We start from the raw sequence: 21,702 nt of genomic DNA on the forward strand, positions 1-21,702 counted from the left end.
CACCGTGGCCGAACGACTACCGGGTCGAACGCCCGTATCGGCACATGACAACATCTCCAACCTAGCGCAGTGGAAGGACTATGTCCGAGACCGCTTTCCCTGGTTGGAGATAAGTGGTGGCTCTCGTCTCAGAGGGTTTGACGCAGAGGTCAACAGCCTCTCGATTGGCGCAAGCGCATTGGCGACCATCCGCAGCTCGGAGACAGAGGTGCACCGTACTCGGCAATTGGCTGAGCGCGCTGATGCAGGTTACGTCAAGCTACTGTGGCAGCTCACGGGCTCCATGGAGATTGAGCAGGACAAGCGACGTTCGGTGCTTGCTTCCGGCGAGGCTTGCGTCTGTGACACTGCACGTCCATACCGCGTGGCGGTGATTGAGAACTCTCAATTCGCCGTCCTCACTCTTCCCTATGGCGCGCTTCCAGGATGGGAGCAAATCAGTCAAAAGGTCTGCGGCTCCCTGCTGCAGGATAAGGTCACATCGCGCGTCGCCCTGAGTGCGCTACTAGCGCTCAGCCAGACGAGCGCGACCGTCGACAACGAGGGTGCGGATGACGCGCTTCGCGCAGTTCAGTGGATGCTCACGGCCTCGCTACGACGAGCCGCATTGCGAGAGGGAAACTCAGAACCGTCGGACGGACGGCTGAGCAAGGCACAAAGCTACGTCCTGCAGCACCTGGGCGACCCCACCCTGGATGCGGATGAGCTCGCGTCCGCACTTCACATGTCGCGCCGCTCGCTGTACATGCTCTTCAAAGAGTACCGGATGACCCCGGGACGGATGATTCACGACCTTCGTCTGGAGTTCTGTCACAAGGCGCTGTCAGACCTCTCACAGCAACAACGAAGCATCACCGACATTGCCTTCGAATATGGATTCCAAGACAGTGCGAGTTTCAGCCGACTCTTCAAGACTCAGTACGGTGTGTCGCCGAGTGAATTCCGCCGAAAGACCCTCGGAAATGCCAGCATCGGCAGTGGTGACTCGCGGGATTCGTCGAGGTGAATGGTTGTGCCATGAATGTTGGTGCCCTTTCCACTGTAAGTTTTGAAGAAGTCCCCTTCCAGGGCATCGTCGAGCAGTCGCTGGCTGGCATCTACGTGGTCCAGGATGAGCGATTCGTCTATGCGAACGAGACATTCGCGACGATGTTTGGCTATCAGAAGGAAGAGTTCATTGGTCGAAGGATGGTCGACTGCGTGACGCCTGACTCCGCAGCAGAGGTCCTTGAAAACTACCTCCTTCGGATCACTGGAAAAGTATCCGCCATCCACTACTTCACTAAGGGTGTCCAGAAGGACGGTGCCATTGTTCATCTGGAGCTTCATGCGTCGAGAGTCATCTGTAAAGGGCGCCCTGCGCTCGCAGGTGTTGCACTTGACGTCACTGAGCGAGTTCAAGCGCAGGAAGAGATCAGGAGGTCCCGGGAACAACTACGAGAACTCGTGCGACACCTCGATACAGCAAGAGAGGCGGAGCGCCTGCGGCTGTCCCGAGAAGTACATGATGTCCTCGGAGGCATGCTCACGTCTGCGAAGTTTGACCTGTCGCGCATCGTTCGAAGAACGCGCTCAGATGAGCTGATCGAGGTCAATCACATCGCGAGCGGACTGTTGGACTTGATGCAGGAGACCATCGACACCGCCCGCACGATTTCGGAAGACCTCCGGCCGGCCGGCCTGGACCTGCTGGGACTCGGTCAAACGCTGCAGATGCTCATCACGAGGTTTGGTGAGCGCCATGGCCTGGCGACCACCATTGAGGGCGCAGAAGCGGCCGCGCAGGTTCCGCGGGGGTCAACTCTGCAGATCTTCCGCATTGTTCAGGAAGGGCTTACCAACGTGGCCAAGCATTCTGGTGCCAGCGCTGTTGACCTCCGGATGATGGTTGATAAGGGAATGTTCCATCTGAGTCTTCGCGACAACGGAAATGGACTGGGAAGCGGGTCACGACGACCGGGCGCCATTGGACTCCTGAGCATGAAGGAGCGAGCTCTTGAAGTCGGTGGGAATCTGTTTGTGGACAGTTGCGCGGACGGAGGAGCGCTTGTGGTCCTGACGGTTCCTCAGCTGTCAGGAACGATTGAGGTCGAAGCGACATGATTCGCGTGCTTGTCGTTGACGACCACACCATCTTTCGTGCGGGCATCGCTCGCTTGATGTCCGATGAATTGGATGTTCGGGTCAGTGGCGAGGCACCCGACGGCGTGACGGCAATCTCGATGCTGCGCTCTGGCCACTATGACGTGGTGCTGATGGACATCAACATGGGCCCCCGCAGTGGCCTGGAGACTCTCGCGTCGATTCGTTCGGAATGGCCACGTCTGCCGGTCATCATGCTCTCGATGTACATCGAACCGCAGTATGCGAGGCGAGCGTTGAACGCGAACGCCAATTCCTACCTCTCAAAAGATGTCAGCCCAAGCGAACTGCTGTATGCGGTGAGATTTGTGTCCTCCGGCGGGACCTACATGAGCCGTGATGCGATGGACGCAATCCATGCTGAGCGCAACAAAACCGAAGCTACGCCCCATGAATCCTTGTCCGTCAAAGAGCAGCAGGTGATGAGCCGAATGATTCGGGGGGTCTCGCTGACCGAGATTGGCCAGCAGATGTGCATCAGCGTGAAGACGGTTGCCTCCCATCGTGCGCGAATACTGGAAAAGCTCTCTGTCTCCAGCAACGCGGAGTTGGTTGCATTTGCCGTGCGTCACCAGCTTCTCGACTGAGTGAAAAGTGCAACTCTCCCCGTACTTACCCTAGTTGAAGCTCAGAAAAACACACCTGTCAAAACTGGGCCTCGATTTCTACGATTGCTCCATCAAGCGCGAAGTGCGCGCTGGCAACCCAAGGACAAGTCGATGTACGCACAGATGGTCGAGACGGGCGCAAACCGCTTGCGCAAGCTTGCTGAGCTCGAGCCGCAAGAACGAGTCTTCCAGGAGCGCATCGACGCGGGCATCAAGGTCGAACCGAAGGACTGGATGCCAGAGGACTATCGCAAGACCCTCATCCGACAAATTTCTCAGCATGCGCATTCGGAGATTGTGGGACAGCTGCCTGAGAGCAATTGGGTCACGCGTGCACCGACCCTTCAGCGCAAAGCCATTCTGTTGGCAAAGATTCAGGACGAAGCCGGCCATGGCTTGTACCTCTACAGTGCTGCCGAGACGCTCGGTGTGTCCCGCGACGAGCTCTTGGAGGCTCTGCACTCGGGAAAGGCCAAGTACAGCACCATCTTCAACTACCCCACCCTGACGTGGGCTGACATGGGTGCCATTGGATGGCTGGTCGACGGCTCAGCCATCATCAATCAGATCCCCCTTTGCCGTTGCTCATATGGGCCGTACTCGCGGGCAATGATTCGCGTCTGCAAAGAAGAGTCGTTCCACGCCCGTCAAGGCTACGACATCATGCTGTCGCTTTGCCGTGGGAGCCCGGAGCAGAAGCGCATGGCTCAGGACGCACTCAATCGTTGGTGGTGGCCATCTCTGATGATGTTCGGACCTCCCGACACAGAGTCCGTCAACAGCGCCCAAAGCGCTCAGTGGCGAATCAAGCTTTTCTCGAACGATGAGCTACGCCAAAAGATGGTCGACCAGACCGTACCTCAGGCCGAGTACCTCGGTCTGACGGTCCCTGACCCCAGCCTCAAGTGGAACGAGGAGCGGGGTGCATACGAATTCGGTGAAATTGACTGGACCGAGTTCAACGACGTCATCAAAGGCAACGGCCCCTGCAACCGTGAGCGGTTGAGCGCACGCGTCACGGCTTATGAAGACGGCCGTTGGTTTCGCGACGGTTTGTACACAAATGCTGAAAAGCGGACGGTCGCTCAAGCGCAACTGGCGTGACTTGTTCGAAGCAACAACTTTAAGGAATGAGTGACATGAGCAATCGTCGTGAATGGCCTCTGTGGGAAGTATTCGTTCGGAGCCAGCACGGTCTCGCCCACAAGCACGTTGGAAGCCTTCATGCCGCTGACGGAGAGATGGCAATCAACAACGCACGGGACGTCTACACACGTCGCAACGAAGGCCTTGGGATTTGGGTGGTTCGAAGCACAGACCTCATCTCAAGCAAGCCGGGTGACAAGGCTCCGATGTTCGAGCCGTCTGACAGCAAAGTCTACCGCCATCCCACGTTCTTCCCTATGCCGGAAGAAGTCAAGAACCTCTGAGGCCACGGCATGTTGAAAGAACAACTGGAGCTTGTGCTCCGCATGGGCGACAACGCATTGGTGCTGAGTCAGCGGCTTTGCGCTTGGGTGGGAAAGGGTCCCGCCTTGGAAGAAGACATGGCTTTGGCCAATACAGCGCTGGACCTGGTTGGGCAGGCTCGTCTGTGGCTCGCATATGCCGCGGATATCGAAGGCAGGGGTCGTACAGAAGACGAAATCGCCTACCAGCGAGACTCGCACGAGTTTCGCAACTTGCTGATTGTGGAGCGGCCAAACGGGAGCTATGCCGACACACTTGTGCGCCAGTACTTCTTCGACAGTTGGCACATCCTGGCGCTGGACCAACTGACCCGCTCCAAGGACGAAAAGATCGCCGCTATCGCGAGCAAGGCAACGAAAGAGGTGCTTTACCACCTTCGTCGCAGCTCAGACCTGATTGTTCGACTTGGTGATGGGACGGACGAAAGCCACACGCGCATTCAGTTGGCCATCGACAGCCACTGGGCATATACCGGAGAGATGTTCGTCGCGGATGATTTTGACCGTGCAGCCGCTGAGGCAGGTCTCATTGGTGGCCTCGTTTCAGACCTCCATGCGCCCTGGCTCACCCAAGTCACGTCGACTTTGACGGCGGGCACCTTGAAAACCCCAGACGCTAAGGCTTGGATGCAATCCGGGGGGAAAACAGGTCGACACACCGAAGATTTGGGATACCTGCTCGCCGAGATGCAGTTCCTCCAGCGTGCCTATCCTGGTCTGCAATGGTGACCACTTCCGACATTGCGTCGCCATCAGCGCAACAAGTTCTGGCGTGGCTGGACGAGGTACCAGACCCCGAAGTCCCAGTGATTTCCATCGTAGACCTGGGCATCGTTCGCGGAGTACGGCACACCCCGGGAGGCCCAGATGAGTGGGTGGTTACTGTGACCCCAACCTACTCAGGGTGCCCGGCTACACATGTCATTGCACAGTCAATCGTTGACGCCCTGCGTCACAGAGGCCTTGGTGCAGTGCGGGTCGAGACCCAGATTTCGCCTCCGTGGACGACGGACTGGATGTCCGAGTCTGGAAAGGAGAGGCTGCATGCCTATGGCATCGCGCCTCCAAAGGGCGCCGCGATGGAGCAACGTATTTCGATCGCGGACATCAAGCTTGGACGACGACCCATCGCTGAGGTTCCTCATGTCGTTTGTCCGCAGTGCGGAAGCACTTCGGTTTCCCTCAGCAGCCAATTTGGCTCAACCCCCTGCAAGGCCCTGTACCGATGTCTTAGCTGCAGGGAGCCCTTTGACTACTTCAAATGCCACTGAGAGCAGTGATGAGCAACCATTTCATCCCATTGACGGTTTCGAGTGTCCAGCAGGTCACCCGCGACACCCTTGTCGCCAGCTTCTCTATCCCCAGCGCGCTGTCTGAACAGTTCACATTTACGCAAGGTCAGCACTTGACCCTGCGCGCCGTCGTCGATGGAGAAGAAATTCGACGTTCCTACTCAATCTGCTCAGCCGTCGGAGAGCCGAACCTGAGAATTGCCATCAAGCGTGTTGCGGGCGGTCGCTTCTCAAACTGGGCGAATGACCACCTCACGTCGGGAACCGTGGTCGAAGTGATGCCACCCATGGGGAGGTTCAATTTCCCCATCGACCCCAACAACCCGCGCAGGTACTTGGCGTTTGCAGCGGGTAGCGGAATAACACCAGTTCTTTCAATCCTCAAGACCACCTTGGCTGGAGAGCCTGGCTCTTCCTTCACGCTCGTCTATGGAAACCGCGCGACATCCTCTGTGATTTTCCGCGAGGAGCTGGCTGAGCTGAAGGACTTGTACGCGAGTCGACTCAGTCTCGTGCATGTCATGAGTCGAGAGCCTCAGGATATTGACCTTTTCCACGGTCGAATCGACGCGCAGAAGTGCAAAAAACTCTTCGAGCAATGGATAGACGTCGGCAGCCATGACGCAGCCTTCGTGTGTGGGCCCGAGCAAATGATGCGCGAGGTCGGTGATGCGCTTGTCGACGCTGGAATGGCCAAGGAGAACATCAAGTTGGAGATGTTCGGCACAGCCCCCACCAAGAACGGCAATGGCGTAGCAGCTCGTGTGGCAGTCTGCACCAAGGAGTGCGAGGTCACCATCGTCGCCGATGGGAGCCATCGTTCATTCTCGATGGCAATGGACCAGGAGTCTGTTCTCGACGCAGCTTTGAAGAACGGTATCGACATTCGTTATTCATGCAAAGGTGGGGTGTGCGCAACCTGCCGCTGCAAGGTGATAGACGGCAAGGTCGAAATGGACGCCAACTACGCGCTTGAGGACTACGAAATCGCGCGCGGCTTCGTATTGAGCTGCCAGGCGTTTCCGGTCAGCGATTCGCTCGTGCTTGATTTCGACCTTGACTCTTGAGGCCGACATGAGACCTTCATTACCCGTGTCGCGTCCTGTCGCAGTGATTGGTGCCGGAGCAATGGGCGCCGGAATCGCTCAAGTCGCGCTCGTTGCCGGCCACCCGGTCCTTTTGTTTGATGCCAACGCTGAGGCTGCACGCACTGCGATGGTGACCATCGGTGCCTCGCTGCGCAAAATGGTCGACAAGGGGCGCATGTCCTCAGAAGCCGCTGATGCTGCAGTTTCACGACTTTCTGCCGTCGACTCTTACACAGGCTTCGGAAACGTTGGCCTGGTGGTGGAAGCGGTCGTTGAGCGGCTCGATGTGAAGCGCGGAATTTTCTCTGACCTTGAAAAGGTCGTTCCGGTCGATGCTGTACTTGCCAGCAATACGTCGTCGCTCTCAATCACGGCGATTGCGGCTGGACTGAAGCACCCCGGTCGAGTTGTCGGAATGCACTTCTTCAATCCAGCACCACTCATGGCGTTGGTCGAGGTCGTCAGCGGGCTAGCGACAGACGATGAGGTCGCCGCTTTGGTGTTTGCCACGGCTACGACTTGGGGCAAGCGCGCTGTGCACACCAAGTCGACTCCAGGATTCATTGTCAACCGGGTGGCTCGGCCGTACTACGCCGAAGCCCTTCGATTGCTGAATGAACAGGCCAGTGATGCCGCGACCCTGGATGCCATTGCGAGGGAGGCGGGTGGCTTCCGAATGGGACCGTTCGAGTTGATGGACCTGATTGGGCATGACGTGAACTTTGCGGTCACGCGCTCCGTGTTCGACGCCTACTTCGGTGACCCCCGGTTCACGCCGTCATTGATTCAGCAGGAGCTGGTTTCAGCGGGAAGACTCGGCCGGAAAAGTGGTCAAGGCTTCTTCAACTATGGCAATAGCAGTGTCCCACCGTCACCTCGTCAGTTCGAGATTTCTGATGTCTCTGAGCTACCCGCCATCGTTGACTCGACCGCGCTTGGGGGCGCGCTAGTTGAGCGGCTCGCTTCGAAGAATTTCAAAGTGGTCACGCGCAATGGCGCAGGAAAGGGGCCTGTCTTCGTGGAGGCCGGCCTCACTGTCTGCATCACAGATGGGCGTACAGCTGCTCAGCGAAGCCTGGATGAAGGTGGCATCCCGGTCGTGTTGCTCGACCATACCTTGGCGCCGCGGACCTGCTCGCGCATCGCACTGGCAGCGTCAGACAACTGCAATCCGGAGGGACTGGCTCGGGTGGCGGCTGTTCTCCAAGCCGCGGGCATGGCGGTATCTCAGATTGACGACGTGCCTGGCATGGCCGTGATGAGGACGGTTGCCATGTTGGCCAACGAGGCTGCGGATGCCGTAAACCAGGGCGTGTGTTCCGCCGCTGATGTGGACTTGGCCATGACCTCGGGCGTGAACTATCCCCGAGGGCCGCTGGCATGGGCCGACGAAATTGGCCTATCCGCAGTGGCTGAAGTGCTTGAGAACCTGGCTCAAGCCTATGGCGAAGACAGATACAGGGTTTCGCCGTTGATTCGTCGCTTGGTCGCGAACGGTCGGCGGTTTCACAACTGAACAGGAGGCACCACCATGCCAATACTCAAACCATCACCCAACGAACTTGAAGCCATCGAACTTGCTAGCCGAGACGAGATTGCTTCCCTGCAGCTTCAACGGCTGAAGGAGACGCTGCGGCGCGCGTATGAGAACGTACCGCACTACAAAGCCAAGTTTGATGAAGCAGGCGTTCATCCTGATGACTGCAAGTCGCTGGAGGACCTCGCAAAATTCCCCTTTACCGGGAAGTCGGACCTGAGAAACAACTATCCGTTTGGGCTTTTCGCTGTCCCGACGGAGAAGGTGGTGCGGATCCACGCTTCCTCCGGTACCACTGGCAAGCCCACTGTGGTCGGCTACACCCAGCAGGACATCAGCACCTGGGCCGATGTGGTCGCTCGGTCGATTCGTGCTGCGGGCGGGCGTGCCGGCGACAAGGTTCACATCGCCTATGGCTATGGACTGTTCACGGGCGGTCTGGGTGCCCACTACGGCGCAGAGCGTCTCGGCTGCACGGTCATTCCCATGAGTGGTGGTCAAACGGAGAAGCAGGTTCAACTCATTCGTGACTTCAAGCCCGAACTCATCATGGTGACGCCGAGCTACATGCTCAACATCATCGAAGAGTTCCAGAGGCAGGGTGTTGACCCAGCCAAGTCGTCCTTGAAAGTGGGCATCTTTGGCGCCGAACCTTGGACGGATGCGATGCGCGGCGAAATCGAGCGTCGAGCGGGCATCCAAGCAGTCGACATCTACGGGCTTTCTGAGGTGATGGGCCCTGGCGTAGCTAGCGAATGCGTGGAGTCGAAAGACGGTCCGGTCATCTGGGAAGACCACTTCTACCCGGAAATCATCGACCCCGAAACGGGCGAAGTGTTGCCCGATGGCGAGGAGGGCGAACTGGTATTCACTTCTTTGACCAAGGAGGCCATGCCTGTCATTCGGTATCGAACACGTGACCTGACGCGCCTGCTTCCCCCGACGTCACGCTCGATGCGCCGCATCGGAAAAATTACGGGCCGCAGCGACGACATGCTGATCATCCGTGGCGTCAATGTATTCCCCACCCAAATCGAAGAACTGATTCTGAAGAACGACAAACTGGCTCCTATTTACCAGCTGGTTGTATCCCGCGACGGGCACCTGGACAAACTCGACGTCCTCGTGGAAACGCGCGAGGGTGTATCCGCAGATTTGCCTGGCGCAGAGACAGACGGTATTGGGAAGTGGCTGGAGCAGGCCATCAAGACCAACGTCGGTGTGAGCACCAAAGTCAGTGTGCTCACATCCTCCGGCATCGAACGAACCGAAACCGGGAAGGCTCGTCGCGTGGTCGACAAGCGCCCTAAAGCAGCAGTTTAAGGAACACTTCATGCAAGACGCATACATCTGTGACGCCATCCGCACTCCATTTGCTCGATACGGTGGAGCGCTTGCCTCGGTGCGCGCGGACGACCTGGGTGCCATCCCCCTGCGCGCGCTGATTCAACGCAACCCAGGGGTGGACTTCTCAGCGGTCGACGACCTCATCTGGGGGTGTGCGAACCAAGCGGGGGAGGACAACAGAAACGTCGGTCGAATGGCGGGCCTGCTGTCAGGCCTTCCGGTGAACGTGCCGGGCACGACCGTCAACCGGTTGTGTGGCTCGAGCCTGGATGCCATCGGGATGGCCGCACGCGGTATCCGCACAGGGGAGAGCCAATTGGTCTTCGCTGGCGGCTCGGAGAGCATGACCCGTGCGCCTTTCGTGATGGGGAAAGCTGACAGCGCCTTTTCCCGCACCGCTAAGGTTGAGGACACCACCATTGGATGGCGTTTTGTGAATCCGTTGCTCAAGGCGCAGTTCGGCATCGACTCGATGCCAGAGACGGCCGAGAACGTTGCAGTCGAGTTCAACGTCTCCAGAGAGGACCAGGATGCCTTCGCACTTCGGAGTCAGCGACGATGGGCTGCTGCAAATGAGCGCAGGTTCTTCGATTCCGAAGTGGTCGCCGTTGATATCAAGCAGAAGAAGGGGGAAGCCGTGTCTTTCTCCATGGACGAGCATCCTCGCGCAGACACAACCCTTGATTCTCTCGGGAAGCTCAAAGGCGTGGTTCGGCCTGACGGTAGTGTCACTGCCGGCAATGCCTCTGGGGTGAACGACGGAGCGTGCGCTGTTCTTCTCGCTTCAGCTGATGCTGCAAAGCAATACAGCCTCAATCCCCGGGGAAGAGTCGTGGGAATGGCGTGTGCCGGCCTGGCACCACGCATCATGGGTTTCGGCCCAGCCTTGGCGGTCAAGAAAGTGCTCGCTTTGACCGGCCTGAGGCTGGACCAGATGGACGTTGTTGAACTCAATGAAGCGTTCGCCTCCCAGGCTCTCGCTGTCACTCGCCACTTGGGCCTCGCCGATGACTCTGAGCACGTCAATCCGAACGGTGGCGCCATAGCGATTGGCCACCCACTGGGCGCATCAGGGGCAAGACTTGTCACTACCGCGCTGAACGAGCTGGAGCGGCGCGGTGGTCGTTTCGCGCTTTGCACCATGTGCATTGGCGTAGGCCAGGGCATCGCGATGGTCATCGAACGCGTCTGAGTTTTAGAAATTCTTCACCCCATGACGCTAGAAGACATCAAGGTCGACACACCGCTTTCAGGTGTGCGCCGAATCACCATCTGCAGGCCCGCCGTACGAAATGCACTTCGTACTCAGACTTTGTTCGAAATTGCTGCGACGCTTGAACAGGCAACTGCTTCAACGGATGTAGGTGCCATCGTCCTAGCCGCCGAGGGAAAGTGCTTCGCGGCAGGAGCCGACCTGGCTGAGATGGAGCAGAAAGGCGTGGTGGACCTGCTTCTTGAGGAGCGACCACATCAGTGGGCTCGAATTGCACGGTGCCCCAAGCCCATCATCGTCGTTGTCCAGGGGCCCGCCCTGGGTGCTGGCCTTGAGCTCGTGATGCACGGTGACATGGTCATTGCGAGTACGTCTGCCCGATTCGGATTGCCGGAGATTCGTCTCGGCATCATCCCCGGCGCAGGTGGTACCCAAAGGCTGACCCGAACCGTGGGCAAATCATTGGCAATGCAGATGGTCCTGACCGGCGAGCCCATCTCGGCCGAAACCGCGCATCACCGCGGCTTGGTCACTGAGGTCCTTCCAGAGGACAAGCTCATGGACCGCGCTCTGGCTGTTGCGAGCGCAGTTGCCGCTCGAGCTCCCTTGGCACTCCGTGCTGCCAAGCAGGCAGTTCTCCTGGCAGAGGAGGCCCCGCTGTCACTTGCCCTTGAGCTGGAAAGAAAAGCGTTCGTTGTCCTCGCAGCGACCCAAGACAGGCAGGAGGGAATCGCCGCCTTCCTCGAAAAGCGAGAGCCCAGCTTTCGTGGCCATTGACCCAACCCCTACATCGCAAGGATCATGTAATGACCAACACACCCGTTCTTCAAAGTTTCATTGGCGGAAATTGGCTCGGCAAGTCGGCAGCTGTGCCCCTGGCAAGCGCCGTCAACGGCAAGGTGGTGTTTCACACCCACGCTGAAGTCATCGATTTCGGCGAGTCTGTCGACTTTGCCCGCCGCGTGGGCACGAAATCACTCTTGGAGTTGGATTTTCAAGAGCGGGCAGCCCGGCTGAAGAGCCTTGGCACCTATCTGGTCGCCAACAAGGAAAGGCTGTACGAGATTTCTCGACACACGGGCGCCACCAGGAACGACAGCTGGATTGACATTGAAGGTGGCGCAGGGACCTGCTTCGCCTACGCGAGCATCGGCGCGGGGGAGCTCCCTTCTGGCAATGTGTTGCATGAGGGGCCTGCGATTTCCCTGGGTAAACAGGGCAAGTTCTCTGGTACTCACATCTTGGTTCCCCGAGGCGGAGTAGCCGTCCATATCAACGCTTTCAACTTTCCGGTCTGGGGTCTGCTTGAAAAATTTGCGCCCTGTTTCCTTGCCGGTATGCCCTGCATCGCAAAGCCAGCTTCTGCGACAAGCTATCTCACTGAGGCCGCAGTTCGTTTGATGATGGACAGCGGGCTGCTCCCACCCGGAAGCCTTCAGCTCGTGATTGGTGGCACTGGTGATTTGCTTGACCGACTGGATGGGCAGGACATCGTGACATTCACAGGGTCCGCGGATACGGCGGCAAAACTTCGCGCCCACTCGGGGCTGATTGCCAAGTCGGTACCCTTCAACGCTGAGGCCGACAGCCTGAACTGCGCGATTCTTGCTGCCGACGTGACGCCCGACGATGTGGAGTTCGACCTTTTTGTTCGCGAGGTGGCTCGAGAGATGACGGTGAAATCCGGGCAGAAATGCACCGCGATCAGGCGTGTGCTGGTTCCAAAGCGACATGTCGAAGCGGTCGCAGAACGATTGAAAGCGCGGCTAGAAAAAATCGTGCTCGGAGACCCCTCTATGGAAGGAGTGACGATGGGACCCCTGGCCTCTGCCGCTCAGAAGAACGATGTCGCCGAGCGTGTGGTTCAGCTGGCACGCAGCTGTGAAGTTCTGGTGGGCGCTGGCGACATCAAGCTTGTGGGGGAGGGCGCTGAATCTGGGGCCTTTTTCCCTCCCACTTTGCTGATGAGCAGGGACTCGGGCGCGGATGGAGACTGCGTGCATGACTTGGAGGCATTTGGCCCAGTGAGCACGCTGGTGCCTTATGAAGACGAGAGCGAGGCGGTTTCCCTCGCCGCGCGAGGTAGAGGGAGTCTGGTGACAACGTTGGTGACCAAAACCCCCAAGACGGCCGCCAAGCTAGTTCCGGCGCTGGCCGCGTTCCACGGTCGGGTACACATTCTTGACGAAGAGTCTTCAAAAGAGTCCACGGGACACGGGTCACCTTTGCCGCACCTGAAGCATGGCGGACCTGGTCGTGCCGGCGGAGGAGAAGAGTTGGGTGGGTTGCGTGCCGTGAAACACTATCTCCAGCGCGCTGCGGTTCAAGGATCCCCTTCGATGCTCAGTGCCGTGACCAATGAGTACGTTCGCGGTGCAAAGTTGAAAGAAAGCGACCTGCATCCGTTCCGAAAGTACTTCGATGATCTGGAAGTGGGGGATTCGCTCCTGACTCACCGACGGACCGTCACTGAAGCTGATATCACCGCTTTTGGCGGCATCTCAGGCGACTACTTCTACATGCACTTTGATGATGTGGCCGCCAAGGAGTCCTCGTTTGGGCAACGCATTGCCCACGGCTACTTCGTGCTCTCTGCGGCTGCAGGCCTCTTTGTGTCGCCCGCACCAGGCCCTGTTCTGGCCAACTACGGGCTCGACACTTTGCGCTTCGTCAAACCAGTTGCCATTGGGGACACCATCCGTGCTCGTCTCACGTGCAAACGGAAAGTTGAGAAGGCCACCAAAGCCGGCCAGCCAGCGCAGGGTGTTGTCGCTTGGGATGTACAGGTAGTGAACCAAGCGGACGATCTCGTGGCGAGCTATGACATCCTGACACTGGTTCTGAAAAAATCGCAGGAGTGATCATATGGAAAAATCCTTCTGCACATTGAGTTTCCAATACGCAGAGGATCCTCGAATCGAGACTGATAGCCGTTGTCCCAGACGGGACTCAACCATCTGCTTCCACGGAGCGAGATAAAAGCTCTTTTCATCTTCGATTAGCGCGAATTTTCCGCTGGCAAGCTGTATTGATCGGCGATATACCCCGTGTGCGTTCTCGCCATCCTGCAACCGGTGAAATCGTTTTCCGCTTATCCCTGCGAGGGATTCACCAGCGGCGGTCACTTCACGTTCGCGCAATGTTGCCAAGAGGTTGCGTGCGAGCACAATGCGCTGACCGTTCGATATAGCGAGTCCTTCGCCGACCAGGTAGCTCTGCCGTGCATTCAAAGCCCGGGCCACTTCAGCACCGAAGCCTCTAGTGCTGGCAGGTTCGGTGAATGTTGAATAACCTCCGCCAGTGACCAGGAGTTGGTCTATCCAAGTGGCGCCCAGAGCCGTGACCTGCTGTTCGACTGACAAATGCGACTTCAGCTCGAAATTCTGACCTGAAGCTCGCTTTGTGTCGTGGTCGTTAGCTCTTTTCGTCAAGTCCTCCGGTATCTGCCAGACACCCTCCGTCACTCGTTTCACGATACCGGACCGACGCAGCGCTTCCAGCCTGCGAAAGTGGACATCTACAGCCGCTTGTGGGTCTCTATCACCGCTTCTTTGCAAGTGCGAAAAGTGATCGGCCGTGCGGTAAATGCCACCATCTGAGTGCGCCGCGATGTTGAGATCGACCACGCGGACTGCACCTGCGGCTTTTGTCTCCAAAATGCCCCCAATTGGGAGTTCGGCCAGATCGGTTCCAAGAGGCAGTTTCAGGTAGTGTGCCCGACCATCCATGCCGTCGATCACAAGGTAGGCGCGATCGTGCAATTCGTCGGCGAGCCCTTTTCCTGCGATGCGACCAATCACGGCTGTTGCGGGTACAGGTTCCAACACACATTCACGTTGTTCTCCTCCCAGCGCCTTGTGCATGGTTCTAAGGATGTCTCCCCGTTCGCCCAGGCACGACAGTGTGTTGGTCATGGCCGGTGAGAGACGCCATCGGTTGGCATCCATGCGTTCAGCCAATGACATGGCTTCGAGTCGCTGAAGCCGGGCTCTCAAAAGTGTCTGTCGTTGCTGGCCCGTCGGCTGAGATGTGAGATCCACCGTGAGATCGGTGGCCTGTCTGATCAGCGCGCGATCCAGGCTGGTCAGGCGCTCCTGATCCACCTCCCGTTGCAGGCTCTGCCGCATTTCCAGTTCGGTGCGAGGTCCCAGCCATTCGGTCGCCAGTTCGCTGGCGCGCATCCTCATGCCGTGCGCCATGTAGTCCGGCGCGATCACCAGGTTCTGCCCGTCTTCAGCTCGCCCCCTCAGCACGATGTGGGTGTGCGGGTTGTCGGTGTCCCAGTGGTCCACCGCCACCCAGTCCAACCCAGTTTCGAGATCGGTCTGTACCCGCTGCATCAGTTGCCGCGTGAATCCTTTCAAGTCTTCCAGTTCCGGTGAATCCTCCACCGACACGATGAACCTGAACTGATGCCGATCACTTCGACCGCGCTGCTCGAAGGCCTGAAGGTCCGCCGCATCGGTGTCCGCACCGTAGGCCTGACCGCGTTTCCCGTCGCGTGTCGTCCCGTCCCGTTCGATGTAGCGCAGGTGGGTTGCCACGGCCTTGGCTCCTGCGCGCTTCAGGACCACGTAGCGGGCCTTGATGATGGAGCGCCGGGCGTTGGGTGCCAGGCCTTGACCGGCGCGCACGGATGCCACACGACCACGACCAAATGTCGAAGCCGGTCGTGAACCGGAGCCCGTTGCTCCAGACTTGGACGAAGCCTTGAGGACTTGCGAGATGAAACGCTGGGACCGTGGACCTGATCGTGCCTTGGATTCACCTGGTCGCGGCTGGAACCGGTCGTCGTCACGCGTGACCATGACGCAAACTCCAGCGCAGCGTGACGCAATGAACGGCGGATGGCACGCTCGCAACGCTGCGCACGCGCGACATGCAGGCATCGCGCGGCACCGGACGCCAGGGGCGCCGTGCCGTGCCCACCCCACGTGCAGACTGGCTTTTCAGGGGGAGGCGTGCCGGCCCCTTTATCTTGCCCTCGGTTTTTGTCCCTCGCGTGCGATCCGTGTCCAGGCTGGTCACCGGGCGGGCGCTCGGAACGAGGGGCCACCGCAGTGGTGGCTCCAGTGCAGCGTGGGCTGCACGTAGGTGGCGAGCGCGCGGCACATTGCGGGGTGCAGCCAGTTGAGCTGAAAGTGCAGCCGGGCTGCGCGAAGTTTGTGCGTTCATGGCCTCTCCCATGTCCACAGTGGTCGTGCGCTACCTATCACGGAGGACACGTTGATGGGGCCCCAGTACCGACTGTCAAAAGACGCTGGGTGACTGTCGCTGAGCAGGAACACTTCACCTGTTGTCAGCGCACGGCACCCGGACCAGATAGGCAGCGACCGGTGTTGTGTGTCGTGTGCGAGGGCGGTGGCCACTGCGTAGCCGTCGACGAACACCACTCGGCCAAGAAGGCACACCCTTTGCGGTGGAAGCGCCGCAATCCGTTTGAGCAAGGGAACACCGTCGGGCAGGTAGCCGCGTTGCGCAGCGAATGCCTGGACACGTGCAGGCAACCGGACCAGCACCGTGTCGCCACGGTGCAGTTCGTCCACAGCCTCCACGCGGTACCAGCCGCGTGGCACGCTGTCGCTGGGGTTGAAGACCAGTTGCACCGGATGACGCGTCAGACCGGGCAACAGGCATGCCGCCAGCCCCAGAGATGCCCAACCCAAGATCCAGCGCTGCTTCATCGCAAGGCCTCGCGGGCGAGGTGCGCGGTGTGTCGCTCGCTGCCGTACGCTGGCAAGGGTTGGCGGCTCGCCAAGCGGTTGCCCAAGGTGGACCAGTAGGTGAGGGCGGCAGTGCATGGATCGATGCCCGCAGCTTCCATGTCGTCGATCAACCGGAGCACGGACTTGACGCCACTTTCGCCGTCAATCCGCAGCAGCAGGTGCGCGCCGGGCAACACGCCTCCGATGCGCTGAACCAGCGCGCCACCGGAAGGTGCCTGAAGCACCATGAGCTGCCACATGGCCGTGCCGAAGTCGTTGCCCTGCCATTTCACGCGGCAGCAGATTGCGCCCGGATCGAAGACGGCCATGCGCCGCCAGCGGTCCAGCACGGTCTCGCGCGAGGGCTTGCCGAAGCGCAGCCAGATGTTGACGCGGTGCTCCACGAAGGCCAGCGACACCCGCATAGGAAGCGGGCGCTGAGGCATGGCCGATGCAGGCAATGGTGCAGGAACGCGTTCGATAGCGGAGCAGGCGAGGGCGTTCATGCGGACGTCTCCGGGTACTCGCGCTCCAGCAGCACGCGCAACATGTCGGCGGCGGTCATGCCGCGTCGGAAGGCGATGACCTTGATGCGTCCCCGCAGCGCGGGCGTGATGTCGATGGTCAACCGCGCGGTGAAGGGCGAGACTTTGATCGGGGCCTCGGGCCGTTCGGTCTGGTGCACCCAGGTCGAGGCGGGATCGGCGGCCGGGCGGCGCCCGATGGGCGCGCGACCGATCTTGACTGGTGAGCCGACGTCGCTCATGACCACATCTCCTGCACCGCGCGGGTGAATGCATGGATTTCGCGTGCGGCCGTGCCGGCTGGCGCCACCTCGCCGACCAGCCTGCCGGCCGCCACGCTGTCGGCGAAGGCAACGCGCTGCGACATCTCGGTCGTCAAAGCCGCGAAAGGTTGGTCGGCCAGTGCCGCGCGGGCCTCTCGGCCGATCACCGTGCCGACGATGCGCCGGTTGATGACGAAGGCCGCGCGCAGCGATGGCCGGAACACCTGGGCTTCAACGATGAGTTGCACCATTTCCTGCGTGGCCCAGACGTCGTAGGCGCTGGGCTGCACGGGGATCAGCACCAGGTCGGCGGCGAGCAGCGCGGAGCGCGCGAGGGCTGCGACACGGGGCGGCCCGTCGATGATCACGAAATCCGCCTCCTGTGCGATCTGCGGTGTTTCGTGGTGCAGGGTGTCCCGGGCCAGGCCGAAGACGCCGTAGAGGCGTTCCAGGCCGCTCTGGGCGCGCCGTTGTGCCCAGTCCAGGGCCGAACCCTGCGGATCGGCATCGAGCAGCGTCACGCGCCGACCGGCCCAGGCGAGCTCGCCGGCTAGGTGGGTGGCCAGCGTGGTCTTGCCTGCGCCGCCCTTCTGGTTGAGCAACGCAATGACCCGACCGGGGCGCTGGGACAGATCTGTTCCGGCGAGTACGGCCGGTGGCTTGATCAGGGTGCCTGAATATTCAGCAGGCCAGCTCGCTCTTTTATCCATGGTTATGCATTTGGTTAGAGACGTTAAGGAGGGCGAAAACCCAGACGGGGCGTGGCTTGGCGCGGGGTTCATGCGTGTGATTACCCGTGTCCGGTGCGGGCGATTACCCGTGTCGAATGCGGGTGATTCCCCGAGTCCGGCCACAGCTTGTCCACAGGGTCTTCACCAGCATCTGTGAACAAGTCCGGTTCGCGCACCTGCGAGAGCCAGGGCCTAAAACGCAGCCAGGTGGTGCGGCCGACGCCTTCGATGGCGAGCCAGTAGCCCGGCAAAGGCTGGCGCCGCACCAGGCGCCGGAGGTGCAATGTGAAGTCGCTGAAACGCTGCAGGCTGCCGGACTTCAAATGGAGGTGGTGCAACTCGAAACGCCAGCCTTCGGCCTGCCGCCCGCCGTGTTTGCGCACCAATCGGTAGAGCCAACGCTCGATGCCACCGGACAGCCGGAAATACGCCGGATCCAGCGTGAGCACGAGCGCGCTGTCCATCACCCCACTGAAGAACCAGTCGGCCAGGATCAACTCGATGCCTTCGGAACGGCCATCGGCGCGCACGTGCTCCTTCCACTCGTTGATCCATGAGAAGCGGTGCAGGCGCTTGGCCTGACCCTGCCGGATGGAGGTGGCCACCGTGGTCGATTGCAGGCGGTCCAGCGCGGCGCGCAACATGCGGTAGTCGGTCTGGCCAGTGCGGCGCTGGGTGAAGCGCAGGATCTCGTGCGGCGTGGCCTGCATCAGACGCGAGGGCTGCAGGCCGTCGTCTCGCGCCTGCACGATCTGGCTCGCGGCCCAGATCAGCACGTCGGCATCCCAGATGGTCGCGATGCCGTGTTCGGGAACACCTTCCACGGTGATGCGCACCTGGCCTGCTTCGAAGTGGATCGGCGCGGTGCGCCGCGACTTCGCCAAAGAAAAGAACGGGTATGCCATCAGGTCCTGCGCATCGCGCGGCGCCATGTCGCCACCGGGCAGGGCGCGGAACAGCGTGAGCTGTTCGCGTTCGTTCGGGCGCGTGGACATGGCCGGCGATCCTGAAAGCCCGTGGATGCGGCGATGTCAGCGAACGCTGGACCGCTGGGTGTAGCCCGGGTCCGAGGTCATTTCATACGAGCGGCTGTTGGCCCAGTGGCGCAGGTCCTCGACCGCGTAGACCACCCGCGCACCGAACTTGCGAAAGCGCGGGCCACCGCCCAGCACACGTTGTTTTTCCAGGGTGCGGGGAGAGAGCCGCAGGAAGCTGCCCGCTTCGTCGGTGGTCAGGAACTCGCGCGCGGTGGCGCTGGATGGATCGGGTTCGGTGGAGCCATCGGGCTGGCGCGAAGCGCCGGTACTGGCGTCCAAGGGTGAAGCAATCGCACGTGCCATGAGGGTCTCCATCGGGGTGGGGCCACCGCGATCCGTTCGCGGCGGGTTGGAGGCAGTCTCTGGCGTAACCGGTCACCCCGGCAGGGAGATATTCAGTGCGCTGTTTCGTCTCCGTGGTCTGTGGATGGCGGTGGGCCGATGCCGGCCAGGGCCAGGTACCCGCCTCGCATGAGGCCCTCGCCGCGCGAGATCAGATGACGGACCTGCGCACGCAACTCACCGTCGCTGTGCCACCGCTGCTGGACGGTGTCTGCGCCAAACAGAACCTGTGCCAGGGTGCGGTGAGGCACGTCTTCCAGCGAAGCATCCAGCGCCTGCAGGGCGCGCAGGTGCAGCAGCGCGGCGCGGGTCACCGCGCGCGCGACGGGCACGTCCGAGGTTTGACCGTGCAGGGCCTGTGCCTGGGCATGGAAGTGCCCGGCCGTCGTTCGTGGCCCGACATCCAATGGCACCGAACTGGCAAAGGGGAGGCCGTCGACCACGTCGCTGGCCAGTACCATCTGCAGCCGTTGCGCCGAGAGATTAACCGTGAGTGTCAGCTCGCCGAACGCCAGGGCGAGTTGCTTGCGGCCGGGCACGCGCCACAAGTCAAAGCCCGGCGAAGCAGGGCGCGGATAGGGACCCGCTGCGTGTGCGGCACGCACCAGCAGCAAGGACTCAGAGGGCGTGAGCCACTGGGGCCTTGCACAGCAGGCGTCAAGGGCGGGGTCTTCGGCGACATCGCAACCCCCAAGGGCTGAACGATGTGATGCGTTGCCGGCGCTGCCAGTCGGCGCGGTAGCGTGGGTGCCTGCGCAGGTACTCCCAGGCGAGGCCAGGACCATCCAGGTCCAGGGTGTAGAGGTAGGCGGCAGAGACCGACCAGGCGCCGTGCTGCGCCACTGCCTTGGCAGACTTCTTCATAGGTAAGCTCCCCGAAAGTTGGCGGAGGATGCCATGGGATGTGGCCGTGTCGGCGGCCGAATTGCAAGAGGCTGTTACTTGGGGTCAGTCATTGATCGAACCGTCACGTTGCGCTTCGACCAGATAGGCCGAGAGCGACTGGCGTGCCCGGAAATACGGATCGGCGACGACGCGTTGGCCCTGCGGGCCACGCATGTTGGCCAGCGCCGACAACTGCACCGCCCCCAGTTCCGGGTGGCCCATGCCCGCGTCGCACAGGCCATAGGCCGTGTCGCCGTCGGCGGCCAACTCGGTCAGCAACCAGACAGCTCCCGCGTCCAGCGTGTGGAGCTTGAGCACCGGCCACGGGTCGTGGGCTTCGCCGCGCTGGCGCGCGGCGCCATGGGCCAGCATCACCACGCGTTGCTCATCAGAAAGAAAGGACATCGATACCCCATCACGTGGCGTGACAACTGTGGATGGCCCCCTGTCCTCGGGTCGCTCTCAGCGTGGTGCCCGGGCACTCAATATTTGGAGGCTATGGTGACACAAACGCGGCGATATTCGAAAGTCGTCAATGTCGAATGAGTTAAATATAACGTGGTTTAACTTGTTCTAAAACGCAACCCTTCTGCGATGCAGCAGAAGCGGGAAATCCAGCGCGGCCGGCCGTCCGGCGCCACCACCTTTGAAGCCGGGCCAGCGCTCGCCTTCGGCGAGGCGGTGCGGGCGCTGCGGACCGCCGATGGCATTGCCCAGGAGACCCTGGCCCACCTGGCCGGGGTCGAGCGTTCGCACATGGGCAAGATCGAACGTGGCGAGCACATGCCCACGCTCGCGATGATCCTGAAGATCGCCCGCGCGCTGGGCCGCAGCGCCAGCGAACTCATGCTGGAGACCGAGGCCCGGCTGCCACCGGATCCTGTGCAGCCGTAAAAGGCCAACGGGCTCGCCGGTGGCGATTGCCGCACGCGTCAGACGACGATGCGCCCAACCAAACGGGCCTCGCGCGCATAGGCGCTCAAACGCTTGTCCGTCCGGAAGTGCAGGTCCCGTTCCACCGCGAGGCCCAGATTGCCCCGCAACGCGGTGATGTCCTCCAGGCTCACCCAACCCAGTTCCGGATAGCCCAGTCCCAGATCGCACAGGCCAAACGCGTGGTCGGGTTCGGTGGGATCGATCTCGGTCAACAGCCAGGTGGCACCCGCGTCGGGGGTGAACAGCTTGACCACCGGGGCCGGGTCGAAAGCCTCGTCGGCCTGCGAGTGCCTGCCATTGGCCAGCAACTGGGCGCGTTGTTCGTCGGTGATGAGCTTGGTCATGATCGCAACTCCTTGAATGGACGCTCCCGATCGGAGCGCTGCGATCCCGGCGCGCGAAAAGCGCGGCGGTCACACCCCCAACACGGGCGAAGCTGGTGCGGGCCGGGGGTTGACCGCCGTGCGGCGTGCGCCACGCTGCGCGGTCTGTCCGATCGGTGGGTGGCCATGGGCGCGACAGACCCGTCAAGCGCCGACGAAGGCAAGTGAGGCAAGCGGAGCGCGCAGGCGTCAGCGATGAA

General features: G+C 60.8%; 24 protein-coding genes and 1 pseudogene. 14 read left to right on the forward strand and 11 right to left on the reverse strand.

Annotated features, from left to right (window positions below; all coding sequences use genetic code 11):
• Positions 1 to 4 precede the first annotated feature (4 nt).
• From AC0GNO_RS00415 to paaZ, 13 genes are all read left to right on the forward strand, one after another.
• Positions 5 to 1,006, forward strand: a complete 1,002-nt coding sequence (locus AC0GNO_RS00415; RefSeq protein WP_472902517.1) for a helix-turn-helix domain-containing protein — start codon at positions 5 to 7, stop codon at positions 1,004 to 1,006.
• An 11-nt stretch (positions 1,007 to 1,017) separates the two neighbouring features.
• Positions 1,018 to 2,103 carry a PAS domain-containing sensor histidine kinase gene (locus tag AC0GNO_RS00420; protein ID WP_472902518.1) on the forward strand — a complete coding sequence of 362 codons (1,086 nt, stop codon included), beginning with the start codon at positions 1,018 to 1,020 and terminating at the stop codon, positions 2,101 to 2,103.
• On the forward strand, positions 2,100 to 2,729 hold the full coding sequence (locus AC0GNO_RS00425; RefSeq protein WP_472902519.1) for a response regulator: 630 nt from the start codon (positions 2,100 to 2,102) through the stop codon (positions 2,727 to 2,729). Before AC0GNO_RS00420 ends, AC0GNO_RS00425 begins: the two co-directional genes overlap by 4 nt.
• Before the next feature lie 132 nt (positions 2,730 to 2,861).
• Positions 2,862 to 3,854, forward strand: coding sequence for a 1,2-phenylacetyl-CoA epoxidase subunit PaaA (paaA, locus tag AC0GNO_RS00430; protein ID WP_472902520.1), 993 nt, complete (start codon positions 2,862 to 2,864; stop codon positions 3,852 to 3,854).
• A gap of 35 nt (positions 3,855 to 3,889) precedes the next feature.
• Positions 3,890 to 4,180, forward strand: coding sequence for a 1,2-phenylacetyl-CoA epoxidase subunit PaaB (gene paaB, locus AC0GNO_RS00435; RefSeq protein WP_472902521.1), 291 nt, complete (start codon positions 3,890 to 3,892; stop codon positions 4,178 to 4,180).
• 12 nt (positions 4,181 to 4,192) lie between these two features.
• Positions 4,193 to 4,948 carry a 1,2-phenylacetyl-CoA epoxidase subunit PaaC gene (gene paaC / locus AC0GNO_RS00440; protein ID WP_472902977.1) on the forward strand — a complete coding sequence of 252 codons (756 nt, stop codon included), beginning with the start codon at positions 4,193 to 4,195 and terminating at the stop codon, positions 4,946 to 4,948.
• Positions 4,942 to 5,490: a 1,2-phenylacetyl-CoA epoxidase subunit PaaD gene (gene paaD, locus AC0GNO_RS00445; protein WP_472902522.1), complete on the forward strand. Its 549-nt coding sequence runs from the start codon at positions 4,942 to 4,944 to the stop codon at positions 5,488 to 5,490. Before paaC ends, paaD begins: the two co-directional genes overlap by 7 nt.
• An 8-nt stretch (positions 5,491 to 5,498) precedes the next feature.
• Complete coding sequence (paaE, locus tag AC0GNO_RS00450; protein ID WP_472902523.1) at positions 5,499 to 6,578, forward strand: 1,2-phenylacetyl-CoA epoxidase subunit PaaE; 1,080 nt, start codon at positions 5,499 to 5,501, stop codon at positions 6,576 to 6,578.
• 7 nt (positions 6,579 to 6,585) lie between these two features.
• Positions 6,586 to 8,115, forward strand: a complete 1,530-nt coding sequence (paaH, locus tag AC0GNO_RS00455; protein ID WP_472902524.1) for a 3-hydroxyacyl-CoA dehydrogenase PaaH — start codon at positions 6,586 to 6,588, stop codon at positions 8,113 to 8,115.
• Between the two features lie 15 nt (positions 8,116 to 8,130).
• On the forward strand, positions 8,131 to 9,459 hold the full coding sequence (gene paaK, locus AC0GNO_RS00460; RefSeq protein WP_472902525.1) for a phenylacetate--CoA ligase PaaK: 1,329 nt from the start codon (positions 8,131 to 8,133) through the stop codon (positions 9,457 to 9,459).
• Between the two features lie 10 nt (positions 9,460 to 9,469).
• Complete coding sequence (gene pcaF / locus AC0GNO_RS00465) at positions 9,470 to 10,675, forward strand: 3-oxoadipyl-CoA thiolase (RefSeq protein ID WP_472902526.1); 1,206 nt, start codon at positions 9,470 to 9,472, stop codon at positions 10,673 to 10,675.
• A 21-nt stretch (positions 10,676 to 10,696) separates the two neighbouring features.
• Positions 10,697 to 11,473, forward strand: coding sequence for an enoyl-CoA hydratase-related protein (locus tag AC0GNO_RS00470; protein WP_472902527.1), 777 nt, complete (start codon positions 10,697 to 10,699; stop codon positions 11,471 to 11,473).
• A 29-nt stretch (positions 11,474 to 11,502) separates the two neighbouring features.
• Positions 11,503 to 13,557: a phenylacetic acid degradation bifunctional protein PaaZ gene (gene paaZ, locus AC0GNO_RS00475; protein ID WP_472902528.1), complete on the forward strand. Its 2,055-nt coding sequence runs from the start codon at positions 11,503 to 11,505 to the stop codon at positions 13,555 to 13,557.
• Here the strand turns inward: paaZ and AC0GNO_RS00480 are convergent, their stop codons facing one another.
• The 10 genes and pseudogenes from AC0GNO_RS00480 to AC0GNO_RS00525 all read right to left on the reverse strand — a co-directional run bounded on the left by AC0GNO_RS00480 (position 13,558) and on the right by AC0GNO_RS00525 (position 20,588).
• The gene (locus AC0GNO_RS00480) at positions 13,558 to 15,504 is read right to left on the reverse strand and encodes a DUF3363 domain-containing protein (RefSeq protein ID WP_472902529.1); all 1,947 of its coding nucleotides are present in this window, start codon (positions 15,502 to 15,504) and stop codon (positions 13,558 to 13,560) included.
• A 363-nt stretch (positions 15,505 to 15,867) separates the two neighbouring features.
• On the reverse strand, positions 15,868 to 16,380 hold the full coding sequence (gene traF, locus AC0GNO_RS00485; protein WP_472902530.1) for a conjugative transfer signal peptidase TraF: 513 nt from the start codon (positions 16,378 to 16,380) through the stop codon (positions 15,868 to 15,870).
• A complete protein-coding gene (locus AC0GNO_RS00490; RefSeq protein ID WP_472902531.1) occupies positions 16,377 to 16,907 on the reverse strand; it encodes a DUF2840 domain-containing protein in 531 nt (176 codons plus the stop codon). Before AC0GNO_RS00490 ends, traF begins: the two co-directional genes overlap by 4 nt.
• Positions 16,904 to 17,167 (reverse strand): chromosome partitioning protein ParB, encoded by a 264-nt coding sequence (locus AC0GNO_RS00495; protein ID WP_472902532.1) that lies wholly within the window; start codon positions 17,165 to 17,167, stop codon positions 16,904 to 16,906. Before AC0GNO_RS00495 ends, AC0GNO_RS00490 begins: the two co-directional genes overlap by 4 nt.
• Complete coding sequence (parA, locus tag AC0GNO_RS00500) at positions 17,164 to 17,898, reverse strand: ParA family partition ATPase (protein WP_472902533.1); 735 nt, start codon at positions 17,896 to 17,898, stop codon at positions 17,164 to 17,166. Before parA ends, AC0GNO_RS00495 begins: the two co-directional genes overlap by 4 nt.
• 209 nt (positions 17,899 to 18,107) lie before the next feature.
• Positions 18,108 to 18,914 (reverse strand): annotated as a pseudogene (locus AC0GNO_RS00505) (replication initiator protein A); the annotation flags it as partial.
• A gap of 36 nt (positions 18,915 to 18,950) precedes the next feature.
• A complete protein-coding gene (locus AC0GNO_RS00510; protein WP_472902534.1) occupies positions 18,951 to 19,259 on the reverse strand; it encodes a helix-turn-helix transcriptional regulator in 309 nt (102 codons plus the stop codon).
• A 92-nt stretch (positions 19,260 to 19,351) separates the two neighbouring features.
• On the reverse strand, positions 19,352 to 19,903 hold the full coding sequence (locus tag AC0GNO_RS00515; protein ID WP_472902978.1) for a DUF2285 domain-containing protein: 552 nt from the start codon (positions 19,901 to 19,903) through the stop codon (positions 19,352 to 19,354).
• 52 nt (positions 19,904 to 19,955) lie between these two features.
• The gene (locus tag AC0GNO_RS00520; RefSeq protein ID WP_472902535.1) at positions 19,956 to 20,162 is read right to left on the reverse strand and encodes a transcriptional regulator domain-containing protein; all 207 of its coding nucleotides are present in this window, start codon (positions 20,160 to 20,162) and stop codon (positions 19,956 to 19,958) included.
• A gap of 84 nt (positions 20,163 to 20,246) precedes the next feature.
• Positions 20,247 to 20,588 carry a DUF2958 domain-containing protein gene (locus tag AC0GNO_RS00525; protein WP_472902536.1) on the reverse strand — a complete coding sequence of 114 codons (342 nt, stop codon included), beginning with the start codon at positions 20,586 to 20,588 and terminating at the stop codon, positions 20,247 to 20,249.
• Between the two features lie 189 nt (positions 20,589 to 20,777).
• On the opposite strand from AC0GNO_RS00525, the gene AC0GNO_RS00530 reads away from it, so the two are divergent.
• Complete coding sequence (locus AC0GNO_RS00530; protein ID WP_472902537.1) at positions 20,778 to 21,077, forward strand: helix-turn-helix domain-containing protein; 300 nt, start codon at positions 20,778 to 20,780, stop codon at positions 21,075 to 21,077.
• A 38-nt stretch (positions 21,078 to 21,115) separates the two neighbouring features.
• Here the strand turns inward: AC0GNO_RS00530 and AC0GNO_RS00535 are convergent, their stop codons facing one another.
• On the reverse strand, positions 21,116 to 21,466 hold the full coding sequence (locus AC0GNO_RS00535) for a DUF2958 domain-containing protein (RefSeq protein ID WP_472902979.1): 351 nt from the start codon (positions 21,464 to 21,466) through the stop codon (positions 21,116 to 21,118).
• Between the last annotated feature and the right edge of the window lie 236 nt (positions 21,467 to 21,702).

It is taken from the genome of Hydrogenophaga sp. L310 (assembly GCF_055703065.1).